This is a genomic window from Peribacillus sp. B65 (assembly GCF_058513295.1).
The window spans coordinates 1,867,413-1,893,999 of record NZ_CP195840.1 but is presented as its reverse complement, the minus strand read 5'-3'; the positions used below and the strand labels follow the sequence as shown (position 1 = coordinate 1,893,999).

The window sequence follows — 26,587 nt, the reverse complement described above, 5'->3', positions numbered from 1 at the left end:
AAACTAAAGATTAATAAGAAATGAGGCAGCCTCAAATAAAGAAACCCTGCTGTAAAAGGTTCTCTATATGAACAAGCCTCATCCGAATCGATTATCCCATGTAAATATTGTCCTCTATGACTGCTTAGTAGTTCGAAGGGAAAGACAGATTGGTTTAAACTCCAAAGAGTCATAGTAGCTTTATCTCTTTGTGAATCCTAACTTTACCGCTTTATCCGAATAAAATTAAATTACCACAACTTTTCGACAACATCAACCTTTAGATTTTCTTGGCTGCCTATATAAATCCTGGGGATGTACAATACTCGGACGTTCTATAGAACCTGGATAAGGTCTTCTAAATATTATATGTGACAAGGCTTTCGGCTGAAACGGTAGAAGCGGCCATAAATAAGGTGTATTTAACGTCTTTATGCTAGTAAGCATAATAATGTAGAGCGTGATGCCTATGACTAGGCCAGGCACTTTAAATATAGCGACCAAAACTATCAGTGCCAAACGGGAAATTTTATTCGCAACCCCTAGTTCTAAACTCGGAGTGACAAATGTACCGATTGTAGCCACTGAAGCGTAGAGAACCACTTCAGGAACAAAGAGGCCAACATCTATCGCTATCTGCCCTATCAAAACTGCCGCAACCAAGCCCATCGCCGTTGAAAGCGGGGTCGGAGTATGAACGGCTGCCATCCTTAGAAATTCTATCCCAATATCGGATATGAAGATTTGGACTACAATGGGTATATGCGTTTTTTCATTCGGTCCGATAAACTCGAACTTTTCCGGCAGGAGGGAAGGCTCTAAACAAAACAATAACCATATCGGCAGCAAGAATAACGAAACGAAAATCCCTAGAAACCGGACCCAGCGCACCAATGTCCCAACGGCAGGTGCCTGCCGATACTCCTCAGCGTGTTGCATATGATGGAAAAGAGTGGACGGGGTAATGATGACACTCGGTGAAGTATCCACATAAATAAGGACATGCCCCTCAAGCAAATGCGTTGCCGCCACATCAGCCCGTTCCGTGTATCTGACAAGCGGGTATGGATTATACCTTTGATTGACGATGAACTCTTCGATCGTTTTATCAGACATCGTTATGCCATCAACCTCAATATTATTCAATTCCTTACGAACGATTTCTATTAAATCGGGATCGGCAATATCTTTAATGTAGCCGATGGATATATCCGATTTCGATCGTTCCCCTACATGCAGCATTTCGAAACGTAATCTTTCATCCCGGATTCTCCGTCTGGTTATCGCTGTGTTAATGATGATATTCTCGACAAAACCATCCCTTGATCCACGGACGACTTTTTCCGTATCTGGTTCTACTGGCTGTCTCCCGGGATAACTCCTGACATCCACAACCAATCCTATTGGTTTGCCATCAACAACAACGACTATTAAACCGGATAATACCTGATCAACAAGCTCATCCATCGTCTTTATTTCCTGAACGGATTGGTGTACGAGCAAGTCTTTGACTACATCAAAAACTTTAGTAGACACGATATCGGCATTTTTGTTATGAATAAGAGAATCGAGGATATCAATGATGTACTCTGTATCCGTCAGCCCGTTTATATAGTAAATATGAACATCTTTTCTATAGACCTTTATCTTTCTTACTCCTAAGTCGAAGCTGACGCCTAGACCTACTTTCTCTTCCATGTACGCGTCAACTTCCGCTACCCTACTCGGAATCGGCATCATGTCTTGAGGTTTTTCTGAAGTCATCATGACCACTCCTTTCCAATATGATTTCCACCGCTAGCTTCGTTATCGGTGCTCCTCTTTTAAAATCGTCCTGATGGGACATTTTCCCTATATCTCCTATCCCCACTACGATGGGAACATGTAATTGATCAATGCAATACACCGTATCTCCTGTTATCTTTCCCAGTTCAAATTCCTCGGCGCCGTATTTATCAACCCCGTTCGGTGTCAAATTACCATCACGGTCAATACAGATATCCACCTTGGTCCATTCTTCCCTTCTAGTCTTTGAAGCGACCGCTATTACGCCAAGGACATTAATCTCAGGGTGTCCGGCAACTACCTTCATTGCCTGTTCGCCTGATCCTTCTCCTATAAAACCGCTATCATCAAACATGACCAATACAGGATCATACTTCGCCTTTTTTATTAATTCAACTAACTCCAAGCCCGTATATCGTGATGGATTACCTTGGGACATGGAGATACATCTTCCCCCAATTTCCTTGGCTACATGCTCGACAGCCCGTTTCGCATACTCATCTCCATCCGTAATCAATATCACTTTTCGTTTGGTCACCATCTTGGGCCTACCTTTCATCATCAGGAATAGTTACCTCATAATCTTATAAATCGACAAAATAAATCCATTGGAATAATGATCCGGCTATTTTCCCCAATACGAGTGCCATCAACAGATAAATGATCTTCTCTTGAATTCCGATTCGTTTTGAAAGAACCGGAAATACATTAAGGACTTCAGTTAAGGCAGCAGCAAGCATCCCATTAAATATCCCGTCAGCCAAACCGATTGGAATTAATAAAAAATGCGGGAGGTAAAGTTCCGTCTCCTGTAATCCTAACCAAGTTCCTGCGACAACTCCGGCTATGATGGCTCCTTCGTAGTAATGTATCATTTTCATTGTTTTTGTCAGCTGAGTCAGCCTCGGAATCACCCCAAGTACAGTTAAAAACGCTACAAAACCGGCACCTGTCGCAAAACCCCCGGCTAAACCGACAAAGATTCCGAAGATGATTTTACCGGTCATCAAGGTGGCGCACGTTCTCCTTATTTTCATTCATGATTACATAGCGGTCCAAATCCTGCTGATAGTTGAACATTTCAACCTCGAGCGGACTAGGCTCCTCATTGAAGCGTTTTTTAAAGAAGTGATTAAAAAATAGAATCATGCCCATACCAAGGCCGAAGCTATATGGGATTTGAATCAATAACGGCTTATCATCCACTTTTCCCGTTATTATAGTAAAGATTTTTTGATGCACTTCCCCCATGCTGACATCCACATGAAAATTCATTATCGTCATTCCGCCGCCGACAAATAATAAAAACCAAACTAAGGCGAATGTCAGGTATGACATTTTCTTTTTCGAGAGGATGATTTCGATGATCGTTTGAGATGGCCCGAATGTCTCCACTTCAATAGTCGAATCCACCTTGCGGATGGCCATGATAACTTGAGCCAAATCAATGACAATAATATTCCTATCTTCCTTCTTGACCGTTAATAATATGATTTCTTCAATTAAGGTGATCACTTCTTCAGGTCCGATTATCCTTGCAATATCTTTTATCCTCACCGTTTGATTTCCCTTTACTTGTACACGGTTCCTCATCCTGATATATACAACTGCCACTATCATCACATCCCGACCTTTTATTTCCTTATGCTAGTAGTATGGATTGGAAGCAGTTTGAAAATGCAGGAAGTGAACCATGTCCATATATTACTAATTTGAAAACAAAAAAAGACATGCTGCAATGACAGCATGTCTTTTTGATTTAGATTCATACTTTAATGAGTGGGGAAGAAAATCAGCTGAACCAAAAATATCAATCCAAAAATATAAATGAGCGGATGTACGGATTTTCCTTTTCCACTAAATACCTTCATAAGGGGATAAGTAATGAACCCGATTGCAATGCCTGTAGATATACTTGAAGTAAGCGGCATCGTTAAAATAATCGCAAATGCAGGAAATGCCTCATCGAAAATTTTCCAATTGACTTTAGCCAGCCCTTCCATCATGAAACATCCCACGATGATCAAAACAGGAGCTGTGATTGCTTGAACTGAAGAAATTGCCGATATCAATGGAGAAAAGAAAATCGATGCAGCAAACAAGATTGCCACGACTGTAGAGGTTAATCCCGTACGTCCGCCAGCGGCCACTCCCGTACTTGATTCAACATAGGCAGTCGAAGGGCTTGTACCAAACATCGAGCCGACTGTTGTCGCAATCGCATCACCTAAAAAGGCTTTCTTGGCTCGGGGGATTTTCCCATCCTTCGTTAGTCCTGCCTGTTCCGTCACGCCAATCAAGGTTCCTGTCGTATCAAAAATCGTCACAAGTAAAAAGGCGAAAACAATAGAATATAAAGAATTCGTGAAGACCCCGGCAATATCGATATCAAAAAATACCGGTGTTGGAGGTACAGATAAGACCCCATCGAAGTTGAGCAAACCGATAAAGTAGCCAATGATTGCCGTAACGATCATACCAATGAAAATTGCCCCTTTAATATTACGGGCCATAAAAATCAAGGTAATGAATAAGCCTGCTAATGCTAAAACGGTTCCAGGCTGATGCAAATCGCCAAGAGTCACCATAGTTGATTCATTAGGAACTACGATTCCTGCATTTTTTAATCCGATAAACGCAATGAATAAACCAATTCCTGATGTGATGCCATATTTTAATGAATTAGGAATCGCATCAATTATCATTTTACGCAAGCTTGTCACGCTAATTAGCAGAAATAGCAAACCAGCAATGAAAACCGTACCGAATACGGTCTGGTATGAAAGACCCTGAGCACCCACTACGCTGGCAAAATACGCATTCAAACCCATCCCTGGTGCTATCGCAATCGGGTATTTTGCAACGAGTCCCATGATAAGGGTACCGATCACCGCTGATATGACCGTTGCCATGAAAACTTGCTCAAATGGTATTCCGATTGAAGACAATAAAGCCGGATTCACGATTAGGATATAAACCATAGTTAAAAATGTCGTAACACCCGCCATGACTTCTGTACGGACATCCGTCCCATTTTCTTTCAGGGAGAAAAACTTTTCCATAAACATATTTTAGACCTCCAGATCTAAAGGAAACACCGACAACCGTTTGCACGAAAAGACAAGGTGTCCTAATATTGTACTGCATCAACGTTTTTCCTAATCAATATTGATTAAAAGAAAGCTAAAAAAACGAATGAAAAACGCGACCTTTACTATAATATTCGTTTTTAATCCTAAATTCAACTAAAAAATTCGACCCCGCTCATATTTTCATTCTACTTGATAAGAACCACTTTTACTTTTTCCTAAAATCAATCATTTATTTTCAAGCTCAATGAAAAACCACATGAATCATTGATTCATGTGGTTTTTCATTTGCTGAAGAATCTTCTTTTCCAGCCTTGACACCTGGACTTGGGAGATGCCAAGCCTTGCCGCCACTTCCGATTGCGTCTGATCTTTATAATACCTCAGGAAAACAATCAGCCTTTCACGTTCATTCAATTCTTGTATGGCTTCTTTCAAAGCAATTTGATCGAACCAGGAGGTTTCATTATTGTCGGCAATCTGGTCAAGAAGAGTAATCGGATCTCCATCATTTTCGTAAACCGTTTCATGGATGGATGAAGGGCTCCTGCTAGCTTCTTGGGCCATGATGATTTCCTCTGGCGACAGCTCTAGATGTTCCGCCAATTCATTGACAGTCGGAACTCGGCCATACGTCTTTGAAAGCTCCTCTTTGGCCCTGCGAATTTTATTCGCCATTTCCTTTAATGACCGGCTTACTTTAACCGTTCCGTCATCACGGATAAAACGTTGGATTTCACCAATGATCATAGGCACAGCATACGTTGAGAATTTCACTTCAAACGATAAGTCAAATTTATCCACGGACTTTAACAGACCAATACAGCCTATTTGATAAAGGTCATCCGGTTCGTAACCTCGATTGAGGAATCTTTGCACTACTGACCATACAAGCCTCAGATTGCTGTTGACAATCAGATTTCTCGCATCTTGGTCACCGCTCTGGCTGCGTTGGATTAAATTCCGCAATTCCTCATCTTTTAAATGGGGCTGGCCTTTCTTGCCCTTCTCGTTTTTAACCTCCACATCCATATGCAAGTCTCCCTTAATTGCACAAAGCTCTGCTTGTAGTTAAGTGCTTTTTTAATCGAATGATCGTGCCTTCGCCCTTATGGGAAATTATATTGATTTCATCCATGAAGTTTTCCATGATGGTGAATCCCATTCCGGAACGTTCAAGTTCGGGTTTTGTCGTAAATAACGGCTGTTTAGCCTCCTCGACGTCTTCAATGCCCAGTCCCTCATCCCGGATGGTCAATTCCACAGTATCGCCTTCGATGATCACTGAAATGTATACCCAACCTTCCGGGTCACTCTCATACCCATGGATAATCGAATTCGTAACGGCTTCTGACACGACAGTCTTGATCTCTGTCAATTCATCCATCGTCGGGTCCAATTGGGCAATGAAAGCCGCAACAGTTACCCTGGCAAAAGATTCATTTTGGCTAAGTGCAGAAAATTTCGTTTCCATTTTATTTTTCATTTTAGGCAACCCCCAGTCTTTGCAAAGCGTTTTTTTCGGATAGTTCCATTTTAACAATTTTAAACAACCCTGACATCTCAAATAACCGCTTTACTGCCGGAGAAATTGCACATACCACCATTTCACCTTGCTTTTTATTCACCTGCTTATAGCGCCCTAAAATAACTCCAAGCCCTGAACTGTCCATAAAATCCAATTCTTCCATGTTAAGGATGATATGTTTGATATTATGCTTTTGAATGGCTGCCTCTGCCTGGTTTTTCAATTTTTCTGCTGTATGATGATCTAAATCACCTTTGAGACGAATGCACAATACGCGATTTTTCGCCTCCATATTAATCGTAAGACTCATTATATACAGCCTCCTTCACTGTCTTATAAAGAGTCAAATTCTCTTTTTCACCTGCCGATTCCTCCTTACTAGCAAAACTAGTGGAGTTTCGCCTAAATTAGTACGATTAACAGGCATTGCGACAATTTATTCTATTTCGCTTGGGTAAACATGCCGAAAGCCCGTTTATACAATTGCCACCAGCTGGCATTTTCAACAGTTTCCTTCGCAACAATCGGAGATTCGACATACACCTTGCCGTTTTTCTTCAATTCAAGCGTACCAATTTCATCACCTTTTTTAATCGGGGCATCCAAATCTTTATCAAGCGTGATTTTTTTTGTAAAGTCCTTTGCCGTTCCATTTTTGGCTGTCAAAACTGAAATAGGTTCACTTGTCACACCCACCACCGATTTCTTGTCGCCTTTACTTACCTTTGCTTCACCTAACACCTCGCCGCGTTTATAAATCGGGTATGTGATATATTGTGAAAATGCATAATCTAACATCTTTGTGACCTGAGCATTTCGTTCCTTAGGAGAAACGGCTCCGAAAACGACGGCAATGACACGCATATTCCCTTTTTTTGCGGTCGCTGTCAAACAATACTTCGCTTCATTTGTGAATCCTGTCTTCAGTCCATCGACCCCAGGGTAAAATTTCACTAATCTGTTCGTGTTGACTAGCCAGAATTTCTTTTCGGTATTTTCACGGAGATAATCTTCATATGTACCCGTGAACCTTGTAATCGTATCGTATTTCAATAATTCCTTCGCCATGATCGACATATCATGTGCCGAACTGTAATGATCTTTAACAGGAAGGCCTGTTGCGTTTTGGAACTTTGTATTTTTCAACCCGAGGTCTTTCGCCTTTTTGTTCATTTTCCTAACAAACTCTTCTTCCGATCCAGCTAGACGTTCTGCCATCGCCACCGATGCATCATTCGCCGAACCAATCGAGATGCCCTTGAGCATTTGTTCTGTGGTCATTTCTTCACCTGGCTCGAGGAAGATCTGGGAACCGCCCATTGATGCTGCATACTCACTAGTCCTGATTTTCTCCTTCATGCTAAGTTCGCCTTTATCGATCGCTTCCATGATCAGCAGCATTGTCATGATTTTCGTCATGCTTGCCGGCGAAAGACGAACGTCTGCATTTTTATCATAGAGAACAGTACCTGTATCCCGTTCAATCAAAATAGCCGATTTAGCATTTGCCGCCAATTCGACTCCTTTTTCCTCAGCTGCTTTTGTATGTGGGACGCTAAAACCCATTGCTACCAATACGGTTAAAAATAGAGAAAGAATCCGCTTCATCTCCATACCCTCCAATCTTTATAGGATTTATTTTTTCCATTAAACCCATTTTTATACAAATAAAGATGAATTTTGAACATATACTGGATATAGGGTAACGAAGTGAACCAAATTAAAAGAGGATGCGCATGGGCATCCTCTTTTAAACATTCAATGAAATAAACGTAAAAAGGCCACGCAAAAGCGCGGCCTTTTTTGGAAAATATTTATTCCATGATCTCTTTATAGATCAATGTAGGTTTTTCTACTTTCTCTTTTGAAATCGCAATGCTTTCATACAATTTTTCTTTTACCTTTGAAACATCTTCAAAGTTGCTGTAAATCGTCACAAGGGATTCACCTTTTGCCACGGTTTCCCCTATTTTTTTACGAAGTACCAGTCCGACTGCCAAATCAATCTCTGATTCCTTAGTCGCCCGCCCGGCACCTAACAGCATGGCTGCCGTTCCAACTTCATCAGCGATGATCTCCGATACATATCCGTCCTCTTTCGCTTCCAGCTCGAAAGTATGGGCAGCCTGCGGCAGTTTTTCAGGCTGATCCACAACCGAACCATCGCCTCCCTGCGCTTCTAGGAAAACCTTGAATGAGTTAAGTGCAGAACCATCCTTAATCGCATTTTCCAGCAAGGTTCTTGCTTCCTTCAGAGAACTTGCCTTTTTGGCAAGGTATACCATATGGCTTCCTAGTGTTAAAGAAAGTTCCGTTAAATCTTCCGGTCCTTCTCCTTTAAGTGTATCGATGGCTTCCTTCACTTCTAAAGCATTTCCGATTGCGTAACCCAACGGTTGGCTCATATCGGAAATGACAGCCATCGTATTTCGCCCTACATTGTTTCCGATGCTAACCATTGCATGCGCCAACTCTTCGGAATCTTCAAGCGTTTTCATGAAAGCGCCCGCTCCCGTTTTAACATCAAGTACGATTGCATCAGCACCAGCTGCGATTTTCTTACTCATGATCGAGCCAGCAATCAAACCGATACTGTTAACGGTAGCCGTAACATCACGCAATGCATATAGCTTTTTGTCGGCTGGAGTCAGGTTACCACTTTGTCCAATGACAGCTATCTTATTTTTATTAACAAGTCGTATGAACTCGTCGTTTTCTATTTCGACATGAAATCCCTTTACAGACTCCAACTTATCGATCGTTCCGCCTGTATGGCCAAGACCGCGTCCTGACATCTTTGCCACTGGAACACCTACAGCAGCAACCAATGGCCCAAGCACTAATGTTGTCGTATCACCAACACCGCCTGTTGAATGTTTATCGACCTTAATTCCTTCAATCATCGATAAATCAATTTGATCTCCTGATTCGACCATTGCCATGGTTAAATCAGCACGTTCCTGCTCATTCATGCCTTTGAAGTAAACAGCCATTGACCAAGCGCTCATTTGGTAATCCGGAATCGATCCGTCGGTAAACCCTTTGATGATGAACTGTATTTCTTCTGTAGTAAGAGCATTTCCATCACGCTTTTTCTCGATTAAATCTACCATTCTCATATTAGAATCCCCACTTTTTTAAGGACACCGCTTCTCTTTAGGTGTACTTGTATTTTTTGGTCCGTTTTATATGTCTTTAACGATGTGCTTAACAAATTCCAGAAAGCTGCTTTTCACTTTTTCCGTCGTTTCAATTACCTCTTCATGCGACAAAGGCTGATCCAGAATGCCTGCGGCCATATTTGTAAGGCATGAGATTCCGAGTACTTTCATATCGCTATGCCTTGCTACGATAACTTCCGGAACTGTCGACATACCAACTGCATCCCCGCCAAGGATCCGTGCCATTCTCACTTCTGCAGGTGTCTCATAGGTCGGTCCTGTATTCCCGATATAGACACCTTCTTTAATATCCAATCCTAGTGAAGCTGCTATTTTTTTCGCTTGTGACCGAAGGTCTTTATTATAAGCTTCCGACATATCAGGGAATCTAGGACCGAAACGCTCTTCATTAGGACCAATCAATGGGTTTGCCCCCATTAAATTAATATGATCCGTAATGAGCATCAAGTCACCTGGTTCATAGCTTTCATTAACGCTTCCGGCAGCATTCGTTACAATTAACTGCTTAACACCAAGAAGTTTCATTACACGTACAGGAAAAGTGACCTTCTCCATGGAGTAACCCTCATAAAAGTGGAAACGCCCTTGCATGGCTACAACTTTTTTGCCACTTAATTGTCCAATGACAAGCTGTCCAGCGTGTCCTTCAACAGTCGATACCGGGAATTCCGGGATTTCGTGGTATGGAATCGTAATGGGATTTTCAATTTCATCTGCCAATACTCCAAGTCCGGAACCAAGAATCAGGCCTATCTCCGGAGAGCCTTCAATTTTACTTTTTATGAATGACGCAGCAGTTTCTATTTTATTAAACATCTATTTAATCTCCCCTAAATTTAGATCGCCCAATATATTTTTCCCGTAGGCAGGCATTTTCACATCAAAGTTAGCAGCGACCGTCGCCCCGATATCAGCAAATGTATCTCTTATCGGGAGTTCGGCACCTTCTGTAAATCGTTTGGAATAGACTAATAAAGGTACAAATTCACGTGTATGATCGGTTCCTTCATGGACCGGATCATTCCCGTGATCGGCAGTGATGATCAATAAATCATCCTCTTTCAGTTTATCAAGGACTTCCGGCATCCTAGCATCGAATTCTTCCAATGCCTTTCCGTATCCCTCTGGATCGCGGCGGTGACCGTATAAAGCATCGAAGTCGACTAGATTAAGGAAACTTAACCCTTTAAAATCCTGTTCCACCGTTTGGATTAATTTATCCATTCCATCCATATTGGATACGGTCCTTAATGATTCAGTGACGCCTTCCCCATCAAAGATATCCGAGATCTTCCCGATTGCGAGCACGTCATATCCAGAATCTTTCAATTCATCCATTACTGTCCGATTGAAAGGCTTCAATGCATAATCATGACGATTAGGCGTTCTTTTGAAGTTTCCTGGTTCACCTGTGAAAGGTCTGGCAATCACGCGTCCAACCTTGAACTCATCAGCCATTGTCACTTCACGGGCAATTTCACAAATCTTGTACAATTCGTCTATCGGGACGATGTCTTCATGTGCAGCAATCTGTAATACGGAATCTGCTGATGTATATACGATCAGCGCACCCGTTTTCATATGTTCCTCGCCGAGCCTCTCAATGATTTCCGTGCCGCTTGCAGGGACGTTCCCAATAATTCCCCGACCCATCTTCGCCTCGAGTTCATTGACTAATAATTCCGGGAAACCATCCGGAAATACACGGAATGGAGTCGATATGTTCAAACCCATGATTTCCCAATGTCCAGTCATCGTATCTTTTCCTGTAGAGGCTTCCTTCATTTTCGTATAGTATGCGAGAGGTTGCTGAGCTTTTTCAATCCCCTTGATTTCACGGATATTGCCTAAACCCAATTTTGCGAGAGTCGGCATGTTCAATCCATTCATTCTTTCTGCGATATGGCCGAGTGTATCCGCCCCTTTATCACCGAATAAATCTGCATCAGGTGCTTCACCAATTCCAACTGAATCCATAACTATTACAAATATTCGATTAAATGCTGAATTCCCTTTCATAAGTCATTCCTCCTAAAATAGTAAATCACTTTTTATACTCTCTATAATACCCTTATTCTGCTCATTTACTCTTCATTTTAAATGAAACTGCGAGAACGTCAGAAGTCTGACCTCTCTACATTGTAAACGATTACCATGATGGAGACAAATAATATATTTCGGAATAAACAAACTGACACTAGAGCATGCTTTAGAATCATCAGTAGCCTTACTGAAATAAAAAGGCTGCTCCTTCAACCGCTTCGCAGTTAAATTCACAACCTTTCTATCATTCTACTATTCTTTTAAGCGCGCGGATGGAATTTTGAATATACATCCTTGATCCGTACGTTCGTAATATGTGTATAAATTTGAGTTGTCGAAATATCCGCATGACCAAGCATTTCTTGGACGGCACGTAAATCAGCCCCGTTCATCAATAGATGTGTCGCGAAAGAATGTCTTAGTGTATGCGGTGTAATTTCTTTTTCAATTTGTGCCGATTTTACAAGTTTTTTTAGAATTTTCCAAAATCCCTGCCTTGTCAGCCTGTTTCCATGATGATTCAAAAAAAGTGAATCTGTCCTGTGCTTAGGGCTGGCCATTTTTCCTCGGGAACTTTCCATATAATGTTCAATCGCACCCAATGCAGTTTGGCCAATCGGAATGATTCTCTCTTTATTTCCTTTCCCTACACAACGGACAAAACCCATGGATGCATGGACATCACTTACATCCATGGATATCAACTCACTGACACGCATACCCGTCGCATACATCAGTTCTAGCATCGCCTTATCGCGTAAGCCGAATTCATCCATTTTCTTTGGGGCTTCCAATAGTGCTTCAACCTCTTCCATGCTTAATACCTTTGGAAGACTTCGTTCTGGTTTTGGCGTTTCTATATGTATGGACGGATCCTGATCGGTTACTTTTTCCCTTAGAAGAAATTGATGAAAAGACCGAATGGAGGCTATATGACGCGCCACCGTCTTCGATGATTTCCCTTGATCCTTCAAATGCACGAGAAAATGCAGGATGTTGACCCGCCGTGAATCATTCCAATCTTCGATGGCTTCAGCTTCTTTCAGAAAGCTCCAATATGATCTTAAGTCACGCTCATACGAAACGAGCGTATTCTTGGCAAGCCCTTTTTCAATGGTTAAAAAATGAATGAAATCCCTAATTTGATTCTCCATATTCATTACTCCCCGTTTAAATAAAACAACATTAAGCGTTCAAGCCATGCATCATCACCCGTATCTACTGCCTTCGATACTTTTACAGCCATGCCTTTCGGTTCATCATAACGATGATAATCTTGATATTCCTGATTTAACCATACCATTCCTATATAAAAAAGAACAGTGAAGCTAACAAAGAGAATCATCACTTTAGCCGTATGCAAAACAAGCGATAATGATGTTTTCATCATCTTTCCCCTCCCATTCGATCCTTTGTATCAATCTATGCCCAACAGGACAAGTTTTATACGTGTTTCGGAAAGGAGAAAACAAAAACAACTCTTACTTGAGAAAATAGGTTTTAAAAATGCAGAAAACCTTCTCCATTAAATGGAAAAGGTCCGACTTCATTCACCTTTATTTTCTTCTTTGTCATGACATCGATGACAAATGCCATGAAAGGTTAATCTATGGTCTTTTATCTTGAAGTTCCAGTCGCGTTCCACAATGTCTTCTACGTCTTCAAGTAGGTCTTCCTGAATCTCATCTACCGCACCACATTCCACACAAACAAGATGATGATGGAAATGCGCAGCTCCTTCTTGTCTTAAATCATAACGGGAAACCCCGTCTCCAAAGTTAATTTTATCTACTATCTTCAATTCAGTCAGCAACTCTAGTGTACGGTAAACTGTTGCCAATCCAATTTCCGGCGACTTTTCTTTGACAAGGAGGTAAACGTCTTCTGCGCTTAAATGATCCTCTTCATGCTCAAGTAAAACGCGGACGGTCGCTTCTCGCTGAGGCGTTAATTTGTAGCTGGACGAGTGTAACTGCTTTTTTATCCTATCAATTCTGTTTTCTATTTCCATACCTAATATTCCCTCCCGCGCCGCTATCCTATCCATTATATCAAAAGAGGGAAAACTGTCAAAATAGATTTCTTGTTAATGATAAAAAAATTTGCGGGAACGGCAAATTTCAATCAATGACCCAATAAACTTACGACATTTTTCATTAAAGAAGGGGATAGGTACGCTTCAAATGCAGCAGCTGTAATCAAAAATATTCCCGACAAGATCAATGAGAAAATATACCGTGAAATTATCGGCTTCAGCGGTTCACGAACCTGCTTTAGGAAAATCCGGCTGATCATTTTCATTGATAGCGAGACGGCAAGCACGGTTATCACGATGAATATCGGGACGATGAATATGTTTTGGGGCAAAATAGCGACAAACGATAATAAAAAACCGCTCCATCCCATTTGATTGACTAAAAAGCCGACTGTGAATCCAACAACCATCCCTTTTATAAATAACAAAACCAGGATGACTGGCAAACCGATGACCGATATTCCGAGAATCCAGATGACCCCGATATATTTTATATTATGCATAATACTTTGGCTGAACATATCATGCGAAGAGGCAAATTCACCTTTGGATACTTGTCCGAAAAATTGCGACAAATAATAGAACAAGTCTTCCTTTTGGGTAAAGCTCAAACTATTCACCAATATTGCTCCAAAAATGACACCCATCAAAAAAAGCACAGTGATAAAGACATATAATGAGGAATGTTCGTTAATATGTTTCATTACGGCATTTTGTACGACAGATTTTTTTTTCATCTTTCATCCTCCCAACTCCGCTTACTAGAATCTATGTTTTCACTCTCTCATTTATGCTAAGAAAACTTTCTCCCTCAGCCGAACACCTTGAGCTCAATTCATGTTATAATTTTCCATACTAACGATATGGAGGCAGGATATGAAAGCTATATTAATGGATTTCCCCGAAAAAATTGAAACCCCACGATTATATCTAAGGCCCTGTCAGCCTGGCGATGGCCTGGACGTTCACGAGGCCATTGTCCATTCCAAACCTGAATTGAAACAATGGCTGCCGTTTGCCCATCAAGATGTTTCTTTGGAAACTTCTGAACAGAATGTCCTTAAGTCCTTTTCGGATTTCATTTTAAAAGAGGATATCAGACTCCATATTTATAGGAAAGAAGACGATCAATTCATCGGCTCCACCGGTCTGCACCGAATTAACTGGGATATTCCCAAATTCGAAATTGGCTATTGGATTGATACGAGATACAGTAAACAAGGCTACATAACGGAGGCGGTAGAAAAGTTAACCAAATTCGCCTTTTACCATTATGGAGCAAAGCGGGTCGAGATCCGCTGTGATCCTAATAATATCGCCAGCAAACGGATTCCCGAAAAGCTGGGGTATACCCTTGAAGGAATTTTGCGTAATGACTTTCTTAGTGCAGATGGCAAGGAAGTGCGGGACACCTCCATTTATGCAAAAACAACTAACTAAAAAAGCCCTGACAGATCTCCATCTGTCAGGACTTTTTTCAGGTTAATTCCTTTTTGACCTTTCCGTACTTTCCTCCGCCCCCCACTTCAAAAGATAGCGTCCCTTTTCTGGCAGAATCGATATAGCCCGCCAATTTTTCAGGAACGATTTCCTTGAGCTGTTCAAGCGTAACTTCATGTAGGATATTCATCTCTGTTCCAAATGCCACCAGCAGTTTTTCCATGGATTTAGGACCGAGTCCCGGGATGAAATCAAGTGGTACTTGGTGGATATACGGCGGCCTTTCCCTGCCATTTCTTCCGTCCGTCCCGGAAATGGAGAGCTCTTCAATCCTGGACGATACCCCTTTTATAATGGATTTATTACCGCATTCGGGACATTGTTCACTATCCCTCAATACCTGGTGTAAGCACCCTGAACATACAGTTTGATGATACTTTCCCAATAAGGGGTTCAATCCATAATTAACGGTCACCTTACGATTCCCTTTTTCTTTAAGGGCTTTTGCCAGCTCATTGAAACTTGGTTCCTCAAGCAGGACTTTTTGATATTCCCGAGCGATTTTCCCAAGCGAATGCGCATCGGAATTTGTTACGAATACATAGGAGTCCAACTCCTCGATATCCTTGACCATTTCTGTATCAGAACTTAAACCAAGTTCGATGGCATCAATTAGCTCCGGATCGAATACTTCTGTAAGACTGGATCGCACCCCTTTTCCATATAAGCTTTTAAATGGGGTGAAAACATGTGCCGGGATAAACAGGCCGCCCAGTGATTTCACGATCTTTTGCAGTGTTCTTCCATCACAATAAATCCTTTGGGAGCTCAAGGTAATATTTTTAACATGTCCGCTCATCCATGAGGAGAATTCCTTCATCGCTTTTATAGTGGGAAAATAAGCGAGGACATGGATCGGTCCATTACAATTCTGATCATAAATTTCAATCTCCGAGCCTGGAATGATGGTTGTATTCTTGTATTGAAGTCCGCCTTCAATCTTCTCCGTGATTTCGCCGTCCAGCATCCCCGCTTCGATTTCTTCGATAATTTCAGGAGAATGGCAATCGATTATCCCGATTAGATCAAGGCCCTTCCTTTCACTTGCCACTTGCAGCACATTGCTGAAGGTTAACGTTTTAGCACCTGTTATTTTCACGGCACTTCCGCTTCTCGTTCTGCCTATATGGATATGCAGGTCAGCGTAAAACTCTTTCATTTACGATTTCATCGCCTTTTTCAACTGTAGATACTGAACTGCATATGCCGTTTTGGCATCTTTGATCTTCCCTTCATCCATATAAGTTTGAGCTTCCTCCAGCGTGAGTTCAATCATCTCGACGAATTCATCTTCATCCAGCGGGGCTGCATTTTCTTTCTTTTTCAAATTGTGGGCCACATATAGGTGGACCAATTCATCGGCGAAACCTGGCGATGTATAGAAGGATATGATGTGCTCCATTTTTTCACATTCATAACCTGTCTCCTCTTCCAGCTCCCGTTTAGCCGACAGAACCGGTTCTTCGCCTTTTTCCAGCTTTCCTGCAGGAATTTCCACCAAGCTTCTCTCCAGCGCTTTACGGTACTGTTCAACCATGATGATTTTATTTTCTGCCGTGAGAGCTATGATGGCAACCGCTCCCGGATGCTTGATTATTTCACGTTTACCCGTTTTCCCATCAGGAAGCTCTACATCATCCACTTGCAGGCTGATTACCTTTCCTGTGAAGATTTTTTCCGAAGACAGCGTTTTTTCTTCAAATTTTTTCATCCTGACCACTCCTCTGTTCTAATTGCAGCATGATTCCTCATACATTTTACCATAATAGAGATGGAGGGCGATTTTAATGAAAGTTTACGTACTGGAAAAAAGCGTTACTTTATCCGGAAAGAGTTGGGAAATCCTTCAAAAACTAAAACAATTGCAAAATCAATATGTCTATATCAATGATTGGATAGCCGACATACACGATCAGGTGCCGCCCACTCCTTTAAAACGGATCAAGTGAATTCTTTGAGTGAAATGGATTTCTCCTTTACAATGAAATGTAAGGGAGTGGATAACATGAAAAAACGCAGACTAGGAAATTCAGACTTGCTAGTTTCTGAAATCGGGCTCGGATGCATGTCATTGGGGACTGTTGAAAATCAGGCATCCGAAATCATACAGGCCGCTTTAGATGAAGGAATCAATTATTTTGATACTGCTGACTTATATGATTTCGGCATGAATGAAGAAATCGTCGGAAAGAATTTAAAATCGGTCCGCGATAAGGTATACATAGCCACCAAGGTCGGAAACCGCTGGAATGAAAACAAAGATTCCTGGAGCTGGGATCCATCTGGCGAATATATTAAAACGGCAGTAAAAGATAGCATAAAGAGATTGGGAACTGACTATATTGATCTTTATCAGTTACATGGCGGCACCATTTCAGACAATATCGGAGAAACGATAGAAGCATTTGAAGATTTGAAAAAAGAAGGCTATATCCGATATTATGGAATTTCCTCGATTCGTCCGAATGTGATCAAGGAATTCTCGGAAAAGTCTAAGCTTGATTCCGTGATGATGCAGTTTAATCTACTCGACCGCCGCCCAGAAGAGTGGATGTCCCTTTTGGCCAACAAACAGATCAGCATTATTGCCCGTGGCCCCCTTGCCAAAGGGCTGCTCAGTGAAAAAATGCTTGAAAAGGCAAATGAGGATGGATATCTTGACTATAGCTATCACGAACTTAAAGATTTGCTTCCGGAAATAAAGGACAAACTTTCCGATAGGAAGTTAAATGAAACGGCACTTCAATATGTATTGTCCCATCCAAGCGTCGCTACCGTTGTACCAGGAGCAAGCTCAGTACAGCAGCTCCGTGAGAACTGCCAGGCCGCTAACAGTCCTTCACTGTCCAAAATCGAGTTGGATATCTTAAAGCAGTTGACCAAAGCGAACAAATATGAAAGTCACCGGGATTAAAAAGAATGGAACTAAACTAAATGTTTCAAATAAATTAGGCTGCACTATCTCCGTTTAACAACGTGATAGGCAGCCTTTTTCCGTTCCAACGTTTTTTTTCGCCATACTCTCTTCTGTACAGCTTTCAAGTTTCCGATCATTCTAATTCCTTTCCAAACCCATTTAACGGTTTTAAACTTTTCATTGGACATCCCAAAATTAATATTATACAATTCAGTTGTGCACAATTAAAAATAAAAAGATAAGGGAGAAAAAATGATGACAAAAACATTATTTACAACGTCTGTAACAGTTGATGGCGGAAGAGAAGGAACGGCAATTTCTGCTGACGGCAACTTCACGGTTGATATTGCGATGCCTGGAACACCAAGGGCTAAACAGATGCCTGAAGCATCTAATCCGGAACAGCTTTTTGCAGCTGGATATGCTGCATGTTTTGATAGTGCTTTGCAATCAGTTGGTAAAATTGAACGCGTTCCCTTCGATTCCAAGGTTACCGCAAGCGTCAGCCTATTGATGGGTGAGATGCATCAGTACAGCTTGGCTGTAACTTTGGCTGTGAAGGGTTCCGGGGTCGATAAGGCGACATTCGAAACCCTTGTTCATAAAGCACATCAAATGTGTCCTTATTCAAAAGCAATCAACGGCAATGTGGACGTCACTTTTGAAATAGATGTAGATTAAATCCGACAAAAAGACGCTGGGGAACCCCAAGCGTCTTTTCTTTGCTAAAATTGCTGTAAAGTTTTCAATAGTTGGAGCAGTGAAGCTTTTAAATCCTCAACCACCTTCTTATCATCACCCGACATAGCCGAAATGCGATCGGGAATGAAGCAGGCCTCTTCCTGTAAACCAAGTCCCTTTTCCGTCAGCTTGATCATGACAGACCGTTCATCTTCAGTCGAACGTTCACGGACAATCAAGCCATTCTGCTCCATTCGTTTCAACATGGGAGTAAGCGTTCCTGAGTCGAGGGCAAGGAGCTCCCCAAGTTTTTTTACTGTAAGTGTATCCTGTTCCCATAATAGAAGCAGGACAAGATATTGAGGATATGTCACTTCAAGTTTATCAAGCAGCGGTTTATATTTCTTCGTCATTTCCCGCGAACTTGCATAAAGCAGGAAACATAATTGGTCTTCCAGTACTTTTTCTATTTTATTTTGCATCATATCACCAGCTAATAGTAGTCCATACGATATGAAAGCATATCGAACTTATCTTTAATATAATCGTTATACTTTATAAAATAAAGGAATATCAGCAAGGAATGGTCTTCCTGAACAGAAAAAGGGAGCCAGCCCACTTAAAACTTAAACTGCTCCCTGTCCTTCATTTATAGTTCTTCCAGTTCAGATTGCTTTCACCCAATAGTTCTTCAAATGATTTATTCTTCTCCCGCCGCTTTCTTTCTTCGCGTTTCTTTTCTTCTTCCGCTGCCCTTTTTTCTTGTTCAGCCTCATTAAGTTCCTTTTGCTTTTGACGAAGCTGGGACATGATATCTTGATTGATCATATCACCAAGTTTTAATGAAGATGAATCTTTATCTTGGTTTTTGCTTTGAGTTTGATTTCGCGGCTGTTTCTTTTTCATCCTTAAAACCTCCTGGCCATTTATGAAATTATTATATCACGACTGCCGTTTTCCTCGTCATGGTTTTCAAACAGTGTTTTCCCATTTCCCACATGGTAAAATAAAGAAAATAAACCTAGGAGGACCTTCCATGAAGAAATGGTGGTTTACACTCGCCGGAATCCTATCGTATATCATCGGCGTCGGCATTTATTTTTCCAATCGGATCATGTACATGAAAAAGAAGGAAGATGATTTTATCCAGAATCGTGAAATCATGGCTAAACGCCTGATCCGGGAGGATTTTGATAATCTGCCTAAAACGGAAATTTGGGTATCGTCACCATCCGGATATTCCTTGAAATGCTTGTTTATCGAACCGCATGACACCAATAAGTGGGTGATCATTTCTCATGGTGTGACGGAAAACAAAGTCAATTCGATTAAGTACATGAATATTTTTCTTAAGCGGGGCTTCAACGCAATCATTTATGACCACCGCCGGCATGGGGATTCCGGTGGCAAGACGAGCAGTTACGGACATTATGAAAAATTCGACCTGAAGGCCGTAATCGATGAATTGAAAAGACGTAAAGGTTCCGACCTTCATATTGGCATTCATGGTGAATCCATGGGGGCCGTAACCCTGCTTTTATATGCCGGAATGCTTGAAGACGGTGCTGATTTTTACGTTGCCGACTGTCCATTTTCAAATTTCGAGGATCAAATCAAACACCAGCTCAAGCATGAAGTCCCATTTCCTTCCTGGACCGTGTTTCCGCTTGGGCGTACGTTCATCAAACTCCGTGACGGATATTGGACCAACGAAGTGTCCCCAATCGATTATATAAAAAATATCCGAAACCCGGTGCTCTTCATCCATAGTGAAAATGACAGTTTCATTCCCGCTTCCATGACAGCGGAATTATATGCAGCAAAAGAGGGCCCAAAGCAGCTTTACATCGCTAAAAAAGGGGCCCACGCTCAATCTTATAATGAAAATCCAAAAGAATATGAAGATCAAATCGATCAGTTTCTAAAACTTGTCTGAGAAGAAAAAAGAGGGTATCCAAGATCCCCTCTTTGCTTTTTAGTCAGATTTTATTAAAATAACTCATCCTTGGATTCAAGATTTGATTCGGACTTTTTAATTGAAAGCTGTTCGCTTCCGGAACAAAGTCTATTTTCATGACTTCATCAAGAAAAATCATTTTTGATTTCTCCACATATAGTGGAATCCCGTTTGTTTCCACTTTTTCGGTACCTTCTTCAGGTTCGTTGACCCACCATAGCGCGGTCACACCGCTTACCACGCAGCCACAGCCATCAGTATCATATTTCAACTGTAAATATCCTTCTTGTCCCTGTACCTTATCGGCCATTTTCTCAGCCGCTGTTTCCGTCCATTCAATATACATGATTGCACGCCTCCCGATGTTTCCCCCATTATAAACGATAAATACGCTTCTGTTAAAGAAACTGCCTTCCTTTGCAAGCGTCAGCCGACACGAAAATCACTTTCTTCATTGACCGTGCTAACAAATGCCGATTCTCATACTCCTCCGTGATACCTTTCATCACGATGCCGTTTTGAAAGGCTGTCCCTTGGGAACAGCCCTTCGGCTCATCATTCCATTATCCTTACATCCGCGATATCGGAAAGCCTGATATAGTGAGCCTGCTGAAACCGATCGACGATATGAAGCTTTTGGGTGAGCTCATTATAATAATGGATCCTGCCGATTAACAGCTGATACCGGTTTCCTTCATAATGAGCAATCGTGACATCCTTTCTTTCCTCCATCGCTTCCCCCATTACCGCATTCATTTCTTCCAGTTGCTGCTCATCCAGGATGCGCTTCGTTTCATAGCCATCCTCCACCACCCAATCCCGAAGCATCTTCACATGCTCCGGCAACATCATCGATGTCCATTTGATACGGCCGCGATCACGTATCATTCTTTTCCCTCCCTTCAAAGTCAACCTTACGCCTTATGACCACCAAGCAGCTTACTTCGGTAAACGGCTGTACCTGCTTCTGTATACGAAACGGCACGCAATAACGATTTGGCTCCATATTTATGGCGGATTCGATCAACCGTGTAACTCAATTCCCGCTTCTTCCAGCGCGAAGCATCGAATAAAGTCAGCTGCATTTCGTTATCATCCACAATATTCGAGAGCCTGACCTCTATGCTCCGAACCGTTTTTTGCTTATAGTTCTCATGAAAAAGCTCCAGGCAAACTTTATATAGCTCCATCGTAATGTTGGTCGGTTCGCTAATTGAACGCGAACGTTGGAAACCTCCGCCGAACTCATCCTTGCTGTAACCAATGCTTAGGCTCACCGTCCTTCCTGCCTTGCGATGGGTGCGTGCCCTTCTTCCAACTTCTTCGCAAATTTCCAGCATGACCTGCTTTACCTCATGCTCCTCCTTATAATCCCGCAGCAGGATTTGACTTTTGCCGAAGCTTACCTGCCCTTCGATGATCGCTGCCCCCATATCGGATAAATCTATTCCCCAAGCATGGTGGTAAAGCTGATTGCCCATAATTCCAAACTTCGCTTCAAGTAATTCAAGATCATAATTGGCAAGCTGTCCAACCGTAAATATTCCCATTCCATGAAGGGTTTTTTCTACGCGCCTGCCGATCCCCCACATTTCACGAAGCGGGGAAATCGGCCAAAGTTTGCTTGGCACATCCTCATACTTCCATTCTGCAATCCCATTATGTTTGGCTTCCAAATCAAGGCAAAGTTTTGCCATAAGCATGTTCGGTCCAATTCCAATGGCACAGGGGAGCTGTAATTCCCGTTCGATTTCATCCTTTATCTTTTCAGCTATCATCCGGGCATCTCCCCATAAAGAAGCGGCACCATCGACTTTCACAAAACTTTCGTCCACACTATATACGTGAATCGCTTCTTTGGGCACATAACGGTTGAACAAGCGGGTGATTTCCGTCGAAACCCTTAAATAGGTCGCCATTTTAGGTTCAACGACGACAATCCTCGGATCATTCGGGATCTCAAACATCCGCGAACCTGTCTTGATGCCAAATTCCTTCTTCATCTTTGGAGAAGCCGCAAGCACAATGCTCCCTGTCCTCTTCAAATCACCAACCACCGCCAGATAACAATCAAGCGGGTCCAGACCAAGCATGACCGCTGAACAGCTTGCATAAAAACTTTTCATATCGATACACATAATTGATTGTTTCGGCATCGTCCCATAATCCATCACTTCTCACCCTAACAAGAATATACGTTCGCTTTTATTATATTCATAACTTTAACCGAATATACGTTCTTATTCAATGGAAGTTTTCATACAAATTTCTACTTTTTAATGTAATTTCCTTGAAAAATATAATAGATACTAAAAATGGTTAAAATACCATATTTAAACTGAATACCCAAATAGTTTTTTTAAAAAGAATCAATTCGTATCTTGAATAATTTTTAATGGATCCTTATACTTAGTTTTTTTAATTTTTTTCACCCTTTTCAACATTCTTTCGTCTATTTTAAACTTAGTCTTACTACTCATTTTTTGTAATAAAACTGTAACCAAAATTATGTCTAATTGTCATAATGGTATTGTAGGATAATATTGTTAAGAATATAGAGAGATAGATAGAGAGGAAATGAAAATTATGAAGAAATGGATCGCTTCAGCTGCTGTTGCTTCTGCCATGATGCTAACCCCGCTGCAAGCCTTTGCAAATATTGGAGATCAAACCCTCAGACCCGGAATGACACATAGTGATGTCAAACAACTACAACAACTTTTAAAAACCAAAGGTTATTTCACATATTCAGGTTCACTGACTACATATTACGGCACCTATTCTGTATCAGCAGTAAAAAAATTCCAAAAAGCCAAAGGACTGACTGCCGACGGAATTGCGGGCCGTAACACATTTAATAAGCTTGGTGTTTATAAGGTCAATAATACAAGCTTGATCAGCTATGCAAAAACCTTAATAGGCAAACCCTACAAATGGGGCGGAACAACACCAACTGGATTTGACTGCTCAGGCTTCGTCTATTACGTATTCCAGAAATCACAAGGAATCACCTTACCGCGTACAACATCCTTGCTTTATTCCAATACAGGTTTAAAAGTATCTTCACCAGCTAAGGGTGACCTTGTATTCTTTGATACTTCTTCTGGAAGAACAGGGGTATCCCATGTTGGTATCTATATCGGAAATGGTCAATTCATCAGTGCTACTTCTTCTAAAGGAATAACCATCACGGATATGGATAATTCTTATTGGAAACCAAAATATTTAGGTGCGAAAACTTTATAAAATCCCATAAAACAACCGGACAGAATTCATAGTGATTCAGCCCGGTTGTTTTATTTTATATATAATATTTCATCCGTTAAATCCTCAACTGTCACCATGAATGAAGCGTCCAAGTTGGAACGGTTCATCATTTCGATATTATAAACATGCTCTGACGGTAAATGGACGACTTCGAGAACCATGAATCGCTGACTTTCCGCTTTACTGACATGATTGAGGGCAGCAGTGACCGCCCTTTGTTCGGCCAAGCTTTTTACATCCGTCAAAACAAGAATCAGTTCCGCTTCCGCTTTCCCAGGAAATGATTTCTTCACCCCGCCCCGGTGCCATGGTTTCACTTTCATCCCGATTTCCAGGTCGGAATAATCGAGAGCGTTACCATGTTGATCTTGAATGGATGTATCAGTGGTCACCTTATAATACGTCCTTTTAATCAAAATCCTTTTATCGTCAAGATCCGTAATGAAACCTTCTTCCCCCTTACCGACGGCATCATCCCTGTTCCAATCAGGGGATTGACAGCTACCCAGAATAAAGGCAACGAATATGGATATATAAAGGTTTACAATCCTCTTCATACAAATCCCTCCTACTAGAAATAGACGGATCCCGCATGAAATAGTTACCAATTCATATGAAAACTTCGGTTATTTCAAAAAAGGGGAATGTCATCGACATTCCCCTTTTGCCTATTATATTAGACCATCTTTCGCCTTGTCCGACATCGAAAGTTGCTTACTTTTTAAAAAATGCTTTTTTTCCTAATGTTTCGGTGATTTTTGGAAACATGTTATACCATTTCCCAGCAAAATTCATCCAGCCAGGGAGATTGATTTCCCTCTTATTGGTCAGCATCGCCGCTACGATTTTAGCAGCGACATCTCCAGGCTTAAGCATGAATTTTTCAACATTTTTTAAATATGTACCTGATTCATCGGCAATGTTAAAGAAATTCGTTTCTATGGGGCCAGGATTGACGGTGGTCACAAAAACATGATCTTCCATCAGCTCAAGCCGAAGTGCGTTTGAATAGCCAAGAACCGCGAACTTAGTCGATGAGTACAATGTTGATTTAGGAGTGGCGATTTTACCGGCCTGTGAAGCGATATTGATGATATGCCCCGATTTTCTCTGCTTCATATACGGAAGAACCAGCTTTGTGCAGGCCATCAATCCAATGACGTTGACAGCAAACATTGCTTTCGTTTCATTTAATTCCGTATCCTGCGCTTCTTTAAACGTGCCGAAACCGGCATTGTTGACCAAAACATCCACTTCACCTATTTGCGCATGGATGTCATTAAATACATTTGCCACCTGATCAGTGTCTGCCACGTCAAGCTTATAGACATATGCATCAATTCCATATCGGGCGATCAATTCATTCCTTAGCTGTAGTAATTTATCCATACTTCTGGCCAAGAGGACGAGACGCCCCCCCTGCTTTGCACTTTGAATGGCAACTTCCTTGCCAATCCCTCCGGAAGCTCCAGTAATAACAATGACTTTGCCTTGCAACTTATTCAAAAAAGTGAGCCTCCTTGCGAACATTAAGCGATTGAATACAGAATGACCCCTGATTGAATTTCTGTTTCGACTTCACCCAAGTCTTCTAAATAGTCCAGCTGACCGACCGTTTCCGAAAGTGTCAGGCCCACTTCCTGAAGGTATACTTTCGGAAACAACTGCTGACATACTTCAAAGACCGATAAAGGCTTATCTTGAAGCATGCTTTTCACCTGCATGGCACGGTTATGCTGCCGCTCGAATCTATAGTGAATCAAGTCGGCAACCGCATCACCATCCACTTCAGATCCATGTCCGGAGTAAACGGTGGATATGGAAAAATCCAATAATTTCTGAAGTGATGCATTATACTGCAGTAACGGACGAGGCCTCATGCCTCCGGGAAGTAAAGGTGGTTCCATTAATGGATTAGGTGAAATCTTGGCAAGCAAATGATCGCCAACGATCATGACCCCGTCACTTTCGCGGTAAAAGGATAAATGGCTTTGCGCATGCCCTGGAGTCTCGATCACTTTCCAGCCTGGAAGACCAGGGAGCTCATCTCCCTCAGCCAAATATCCATGCAGCTTCCGTTCACTAAGGAAACTGATTTCGTCGCGATTGTGGATCAGTTTATTTTTCAGCTCTTCTGCCACTCCGAACTTTGCGGCATAATCAAGGAAAAAACGATTATGGGTTTCTAGGAATTCATCACTGATGGTCAGCCAGCGCTGATTGTTTTTGTGTCCATAAACCGGGATCTCTTTTTCAAAGAAATCGAGTCCACCAGCATGATCAGGATGATGATGAGTTAAAATGATTTGTTCGATATCAGTCAGTTTCAGACCCAAATCCCCAAGCCCATTAGTCAAGGCTTCTTTTGATCGTTTTGTTTTCACTCCAGTATCGATTAGCGTTAAAGCATCCCCTTTAACTACATAAACATTCACATCGCCCACTGCAAACGGCGTAGGCAAAGTAATTTTTGCAATATCTCCATTCCAATTCGCCATAATCTTTTTCCACCTTAGAAAATTATATTTATATAAAACTTTTTATACACTAAACAGAATTCTAAGTATACTTATCATGTATAATTACCATTTTACATGTATTTTTAATTACTGTCATTATTTTCA

General features: G+C 41.5%; 32 protein-coding genes. 6 read left to right on the top strand and 26 right to left on the bottom strand.

Features of this window, described 5'->3' with window-relative positions; genetic code table 11:
• Positions 1 to 252: 252 nt before the first annotated feature.
• The 16 genes from ACSR9O_RS09345 to spoIIM all read right to left on the bottom strand — a co-directional run bounded on the left by ACSR9O_RS09345 (position 253) and on the right by spoIIM (position 14,378).
• The gene (locus tag ACSR9O_RS09345; protein ID WP_397315854.1) at positions 253 to 1,719 is read right to left on the bottom strand and encodes a spore germination protein; all 1,467 of its coding nucleotides are present in this window, start codon (positions 1,717 to 1,719) and stop codon (positions 253 to 255) included.
• The gene (spoVAEA, locus tag ACSR9O_RS09340; protein ID WP_491724311.1) at positions 1,700 to 2,305 is read right to left on the bottom strand and encodes a stage V sporulation protein SpoVABEA; all 606 of its coding nucleotides are present in this window, start codon (positions 2,303 to 2,305) and stop codon (positions 1,700 to 1,702) included. The genes ACSR9O_RS09345 and spoVAEA overlap by 20 nt, the downstream gene beginning before the upstream one ends.
• Positions 2,306 to 2,348: 43 nt before the next feature.
• The gene (locus ACSR9O_RS09335; RefSeq protein WP_230177093.1) at positions 2,349 to 2,771 is read right to left on the bottom strand and encodes a stage V sporulation protein AB; all 423 of its coding nucleotides are present in this window, start codon (positions 2,769 to 2,771) and stop codon (positions 2,349 to 2,351) included.
• Positions 2,761 to 3,384: a stage V sporulation protein AA gene (locus ACSR9O_RS09330; protein WP_363320591.1), complete on the bottom strand. Its 624-nt coding sequence runs from the start codon at positions 3,382 to 3,384 to the stop codon at positions 2,761 to 2,763. The genes ACSR9O_RS09335 and ACSR9O_RS09330 overlap by 11 nt, the downstream gene beginning before the upstream one ends.
• 152 nt (positions 3,385 to 3,536) lie before the next feature.
• Entirely contained in the window at positions 3,537 to 4,826 is a 1,290-nt protein-coding gene (locus ACSR9O_RS09325) for an NCS2 family permease (RefSeq protein WP_230177095.1), read from the bottom strand.
• A 291-nt stretch (positions 4,827 to 5,117) separates the two neighbouring features.
• Complete coding sequence (sigF, locus tag ACSR9O_RS09320; RefSeq protein ID WP_101222470.1) at positions 5,118 to 5,885, bottom strand: RNA polymerase sporulation sigma factor SigF; 768 nt, start codon at positions 5,883 to 5,885, stop codon at positions 5,118 to 5,120.
• A 13-nt stretch (positions 5,886 to 5,898) separates the two neighbouring features.
• Positions 5,899 to 6,339 carry an anti-sigma F factor gene (spoIIAB, locus tag ACSR9O_RS09315; protein ID WP_053346844.1) on the bottom strand — a complete coding sequence of 147 codons (441 nt, stop codon included), beginning with the start codon at positions 6,337 to 6,339 and terminating at the stop codon, positions 5,899 to 5,901.
• Position 6,340: 1 nt separating this feature from the next.
• Entirely contained in the window at positions 6,341 to 6,691 is a 351-nt protein-coding gene (gene spoIIAA, locus ACSR9O_RS09310; protein WP_034308142.1) for an anti-sigma F factor antagonist, read from the bottom strand.
• A 131-nt stretch (positions 6,692 to 6,822) separates the two neighbouring features.
• Positions 6,823 to 7,989 carry a D-alanyl-D-alanine carboxypeptidase family protein gene (locus tag ACSR9O_RS09305; RefSeq protein ID WP_230176975.1) on the bottom strand — a complete coding sequence of 389 codons (1,167 nt, stop codon included), beginning with the start codon at positions 7,987 to 7,989 and terminating at the stop codon, positions 6,823 to 6,825.
• A gap of 206 nt (positions 7,990 to 8,195) precedes the next feature.
• Positions 8,196 to 9,500 (bottom strand): pyrimidine-nucleoside phosphorylase, encoded by a 1,305-nt coding sequence (locus tag ACSR9O_RS09300; RefSeq protein WP_260359006.1) that lies wholly within the window; start codon positions 9,498 to 9,500, stop codon positions 8,196 to 8,198.
• A 66-nt stretch (positions 9,501 to 9,566) separates the two neighbouring features.
• Positions 9,567 to 10,379, bottom strand: coding sequence for a purine-nucleoside phosphorylase (locus ACSR9O_RS09295; RefSeq protein WP_260359007.1), 813 nt, complete (start codon positions 10,377 to 10,379; stop codon positions 9,567 to 9,569).
• Positions 10,380 to 11,582 carry a phosphopentomutase gene (gene deoB, locus ACSR9O_RS09290; protein ID WP_260359008.1) on the bottom strand — a complete coding sequence of 401 codons (1,203 nt, stop codon included), beginning with the start codon at positions 11,580 to 11,582 and terminating at the stop codon, positions 10,380 to 10,382.
• 284 nt (positions 11,583 to 11,866) lie between these two features.
• Positions 11,867 to 12,760: a site-specific tyrosine recombinase XerD gene (xerD, locus tag ACSR9O_RS09285; protein WP_101222475.1), complete on the bottom strand. Its 894-nt coding sequence runs from the start codon at positions 12,758 to 12,760 to the stop codon at positions 11,867 to 11,869.
• A 5-nt stretch (positions 12,761 to 12,765) separates the two neighbouring features.
• Positions 12,766 to 12,993 (bottom strand): YqzK family protein, encoded by a 228-nt coding sequence (locus ACSR9O_RS09280; RefSeq protein ID WP_101223458.1) that lies wholly within the window; start codon positions 12,991 to 12,993, stop codon positions 12,766 to 12,768.
• Between the two features lie 159 nt (positions 12,994 to 13,152).
• Entirely contained in the window at positions 13,153 to 13,611 is a 459-nt protein-coding gene (gene fur / locus ACSR9O_RS09275; RefSeq protein WP_101223459.1) for a ferric iron uptake transcriptional regulator, read from the bottom strand.
• Positions 13,612 to 13,730: 119 nt separating this feature from the next.
• Positions 13,731 to 14,378 carry a stage II sporulation protein M gene (gene spoIIM / locus ACSR9O_RS09270; protein WP_101222476.1) on the bottom strand — a complete coding sequence of 216 codons (648 nt, stop codon included), beginning with the start codon at positions 14,376 to 14,378 and terminating at the stop codon, positions 13,731 to 13,733.
• Between the two features lie 139 nt (positions 14,379 to 14,517).
• Between spoIIM and ACSR9O_RS09265 the strand changes: the two genes are divergently transcribed.
• On the top strand, positions 14,518 to 15,081 hold the full coding sequence (locus ACSR9O_RS09265) for a GNAT family N-acetyltransferase (protein ID WP_101222477.1): 564 nt from the start codon (positions 14,518 to 14,520) through the stop codon (positions 15,079 to 15,081).
• Positions 15,082 to 15,118: 37 nt separating this feature from the next.
• Here the strand turns inward: ACSR9O_RS09265 and ACSR9O_RS09260 are convergent, their stop codons facing one another.
• Both ACSR9O_RS09260 and ACSR9O_RS09255 read right to left on the bottom strand, forming a co-directional pair.
• The gene (locus tag ACSR9O_RS09260; RefSeq protein WP_230176978.1) at positions 15,119 to 16,300 is read right to left on the bottom strand and encodes an endonuclease Q family protein; all 1,182 of its coding nucleotides are present in this window, start codon (positions 16,298 to 16,300) and stop codon (positions 15,119 to 15,121) included.
• Positions 16,301 to 16,852: an NUDIX hydrolase gene (locus tag ACSR9O_RS09255; protein WP_230176979.1), complete on the bottom strand. Its 552-nt coding sequence runs from the start codon at positions 16,850 to 16,852 to the stop codon at positions 16,301 to 16,303.
• Between the two features lie 76 nt (positions 16,853 to 16,928).
• Between ACSR9O_RS09255 and mciZ the strand changes: the two genes are divergently transcribed.
• The 3 genes from mciZ to ACSR9O_RS09240 all read left to right on the top strand — a co-directional run bounded on the left by mciZ (position 16,929) and on the right by ACSR9O_RS09240 (position 18,739).
• Entirely contained in the window at positions 16,929 to 17,090 is a 162-nt protein-coding gene (gene mciZ, locus ACSR9O_RS09250; protein WP_076365517.1) for a Z-ring formation inhibitor MciZ, read from the top strand.
• 56 nt (positions 17,091 to 17,146) lie between these two features.
• Positions 17,147 to 18,055, top strand: a complete 909-nt coding sequence (locus ACSR9O_RS09245; protein ID WP_230176980.1) for an aldo/keto reductase — start codon at positions 17,147 to 17,149, stop codon at positions 18,053 to 18,055.
• A 258-nt stretch (positions 18,056 to 18,313) separates the two neighbouring features.
• Positions 18,314 to 18,739 (top strand): organic hydroperoxide resistance protein, encoded by a 426-nt coding sequence (locus ACSR9O_RS09240; RefSeq protein WP_230176981.1) that lies wholly within the window; start codon positions 18,314 to 18,316, stop codon positions 18,737 to 18,739.
• 44 nt (positions 18,740 to 18,783) lie between these two features.
• Here ACSR9O_RS09240 and ACSR9O_RS09235 read toward each other — a convergent pair whose 3' ends face one another.
• Both ACSR9O_RS09235 and ACSR9O_RS09230 read right to left on the bottom strand, forming a co-directional pair.
• A complete protein-coding gene (locus ACSR9O_RS09235) occupies positions 18,784 to 19,221 on the bottom strand; it encodes a MarR family winged helix-turn-helix transcriptional regulator (RefSeq protein ID WP_096337652.1) in 438 nt (145 codons plus the stop codon).
• Between the two features lie 163 nt (positions 19,222 to 19,384).
• A complete protein-coding gene (locus tag ACSR9O_RS09230) occupies positions 19,385 to 19,645 on the bottom strand; it encodes a YqkE family protein (RefSeq protein ID WP_101222483.1) in 261 nt (86 codons plus the stop codon).
• Positions 19,646 to 19,775: 130 nt separating this feature from the next.
• Between ACSR9O_RS09230 and ACSR9O_RS09225 the strand changes: the two genes are divergently transcribed.
• Positions 19,776 to 20,675: an alpha/beta hydrolase gene (locus ACSR9O_RS09225; protein ID WP_230176982.1), complete on the top strand. Its 900-nt coding sequence runs from the start codon at positions 19,776 to 19,778 to the stop codon at positions 20,673 to 20,675.
• Between the two features lie 43 nt (positions 20,676 to 20,718).
• On the opposite strand, the gene ACSR9O_RS09220 is transcribed toward ACSR9O_RS09225, so the two are convergent.
• From ACSR9O_RS09220 to ACSR9O_RS09210, 3 genes are all read right to left on the bottom strand, one after another.
• Complete coding sequence (locus ACSR9O_RS09220; protein WP_101222485.1) at positions 20,719 to 21,042, bottom strand: iron-sulfur cluster biosynthesis family protein; 324 nt, start codon at positions 21,040 to 21,042, stop codon at positions 20,719 to 20,721.
• A gap of 209 nt (positions 21,043 to 21,251) precedes the next feature.
• Complete coding sequence (locus ACSR9O_RS09215) at positions 21,252 to 21,584, bottom strand: YolD-like family protein (protein ID WP_101222486.1); 333 nt, start codon at positions 21,582 to 21,584, stop codon at positions 21,252 to 21,254.
• A 26-nt stretch (positions 21,585 to 21,610) separates the two neighbouring features.
• Entirely contained in the window at positions 21,611 to 22,870 is a 1,260-nt protein-coding gene (locus ACSR9O_RS09210; protein ID WP_101222487.1) for a Y-family DNA polymerase, read from the bottom strand.
• Positions 22,871 to 23,282: 412 nt separating this feature from the next.
• Between ACSR9O_RS09210 and ACSR9O_RS09205 the strand changes: the two genes are divergently transcribed.
• The gene (locus ACSR9O_RS09205; RefSeq protein ID WP_101222488.1) at positions 23,283 to 23,942 is read left to right on the top strand and encodes a C40 family peptidase; all 660 of its coding nucleotides are present in this window, start codon (positions 23,283 to 23,285) and stop codon (positions 23,940 to 23,942) included.
• Positions 23,943 to 23,992: 50 nt separating this feature from the next.
• Here the strand turns inward: ACSR9O_RS09205 and ACSR9O_RS09200 are convergent, their stop codons facing one another.
• The 3 genes from ACSR9O_RS09200 to ACSR9O_RS09190 all read right to left on the bottom strand — a co-directional run bounded on the left by ACSR9O_RS09200 (position 23,993) and on the right by ACSR9O_RS09190 (position 26,461).
• Complete coding sequence (locus ACSR9O_RS09200; protein ID WP_101222489.1) at positions 23,993 to 24,520, bottom strand: DUF3221 domain-containing protein; 528 nt, start codon at positions 24,518 to 24,520, stop codon at positions 23,993 to 23,995.
• A 157-nt stretch (positions 24,521 to 24,677) separates the two neighbouring features.
• A complete protein-coding gene (locus tag ACSR9O_RS09195; RefSeq protein WP_101222490.1) occupies positions 24,678 to 25,493 on the bottom strand; it encodes an SDR family NAD(P)-dependent oxidoreductase in 816 nt (271 codons plus the stop codon).
• Positions 25,493 to 26,461 carry an MBL fold metallo-hydrolase gene (locus ACSR9O_RS09190; protein WP_230176984.1) on the bottom strand — a complete coding sequence of 323 codons (969 nt, stop codon included), beginning with the start codon at positions 26,459 to 26,461 and terminating at the stop codon, positions 25,493 to 25,495. Before ACSR9O_RS09190 ends, ACSR9O_RS09195 begins: the two co-directional genes overlap by 1 nt.
• Positions 26,462 to 26,587: the final 126 nt, after the last annotated feature.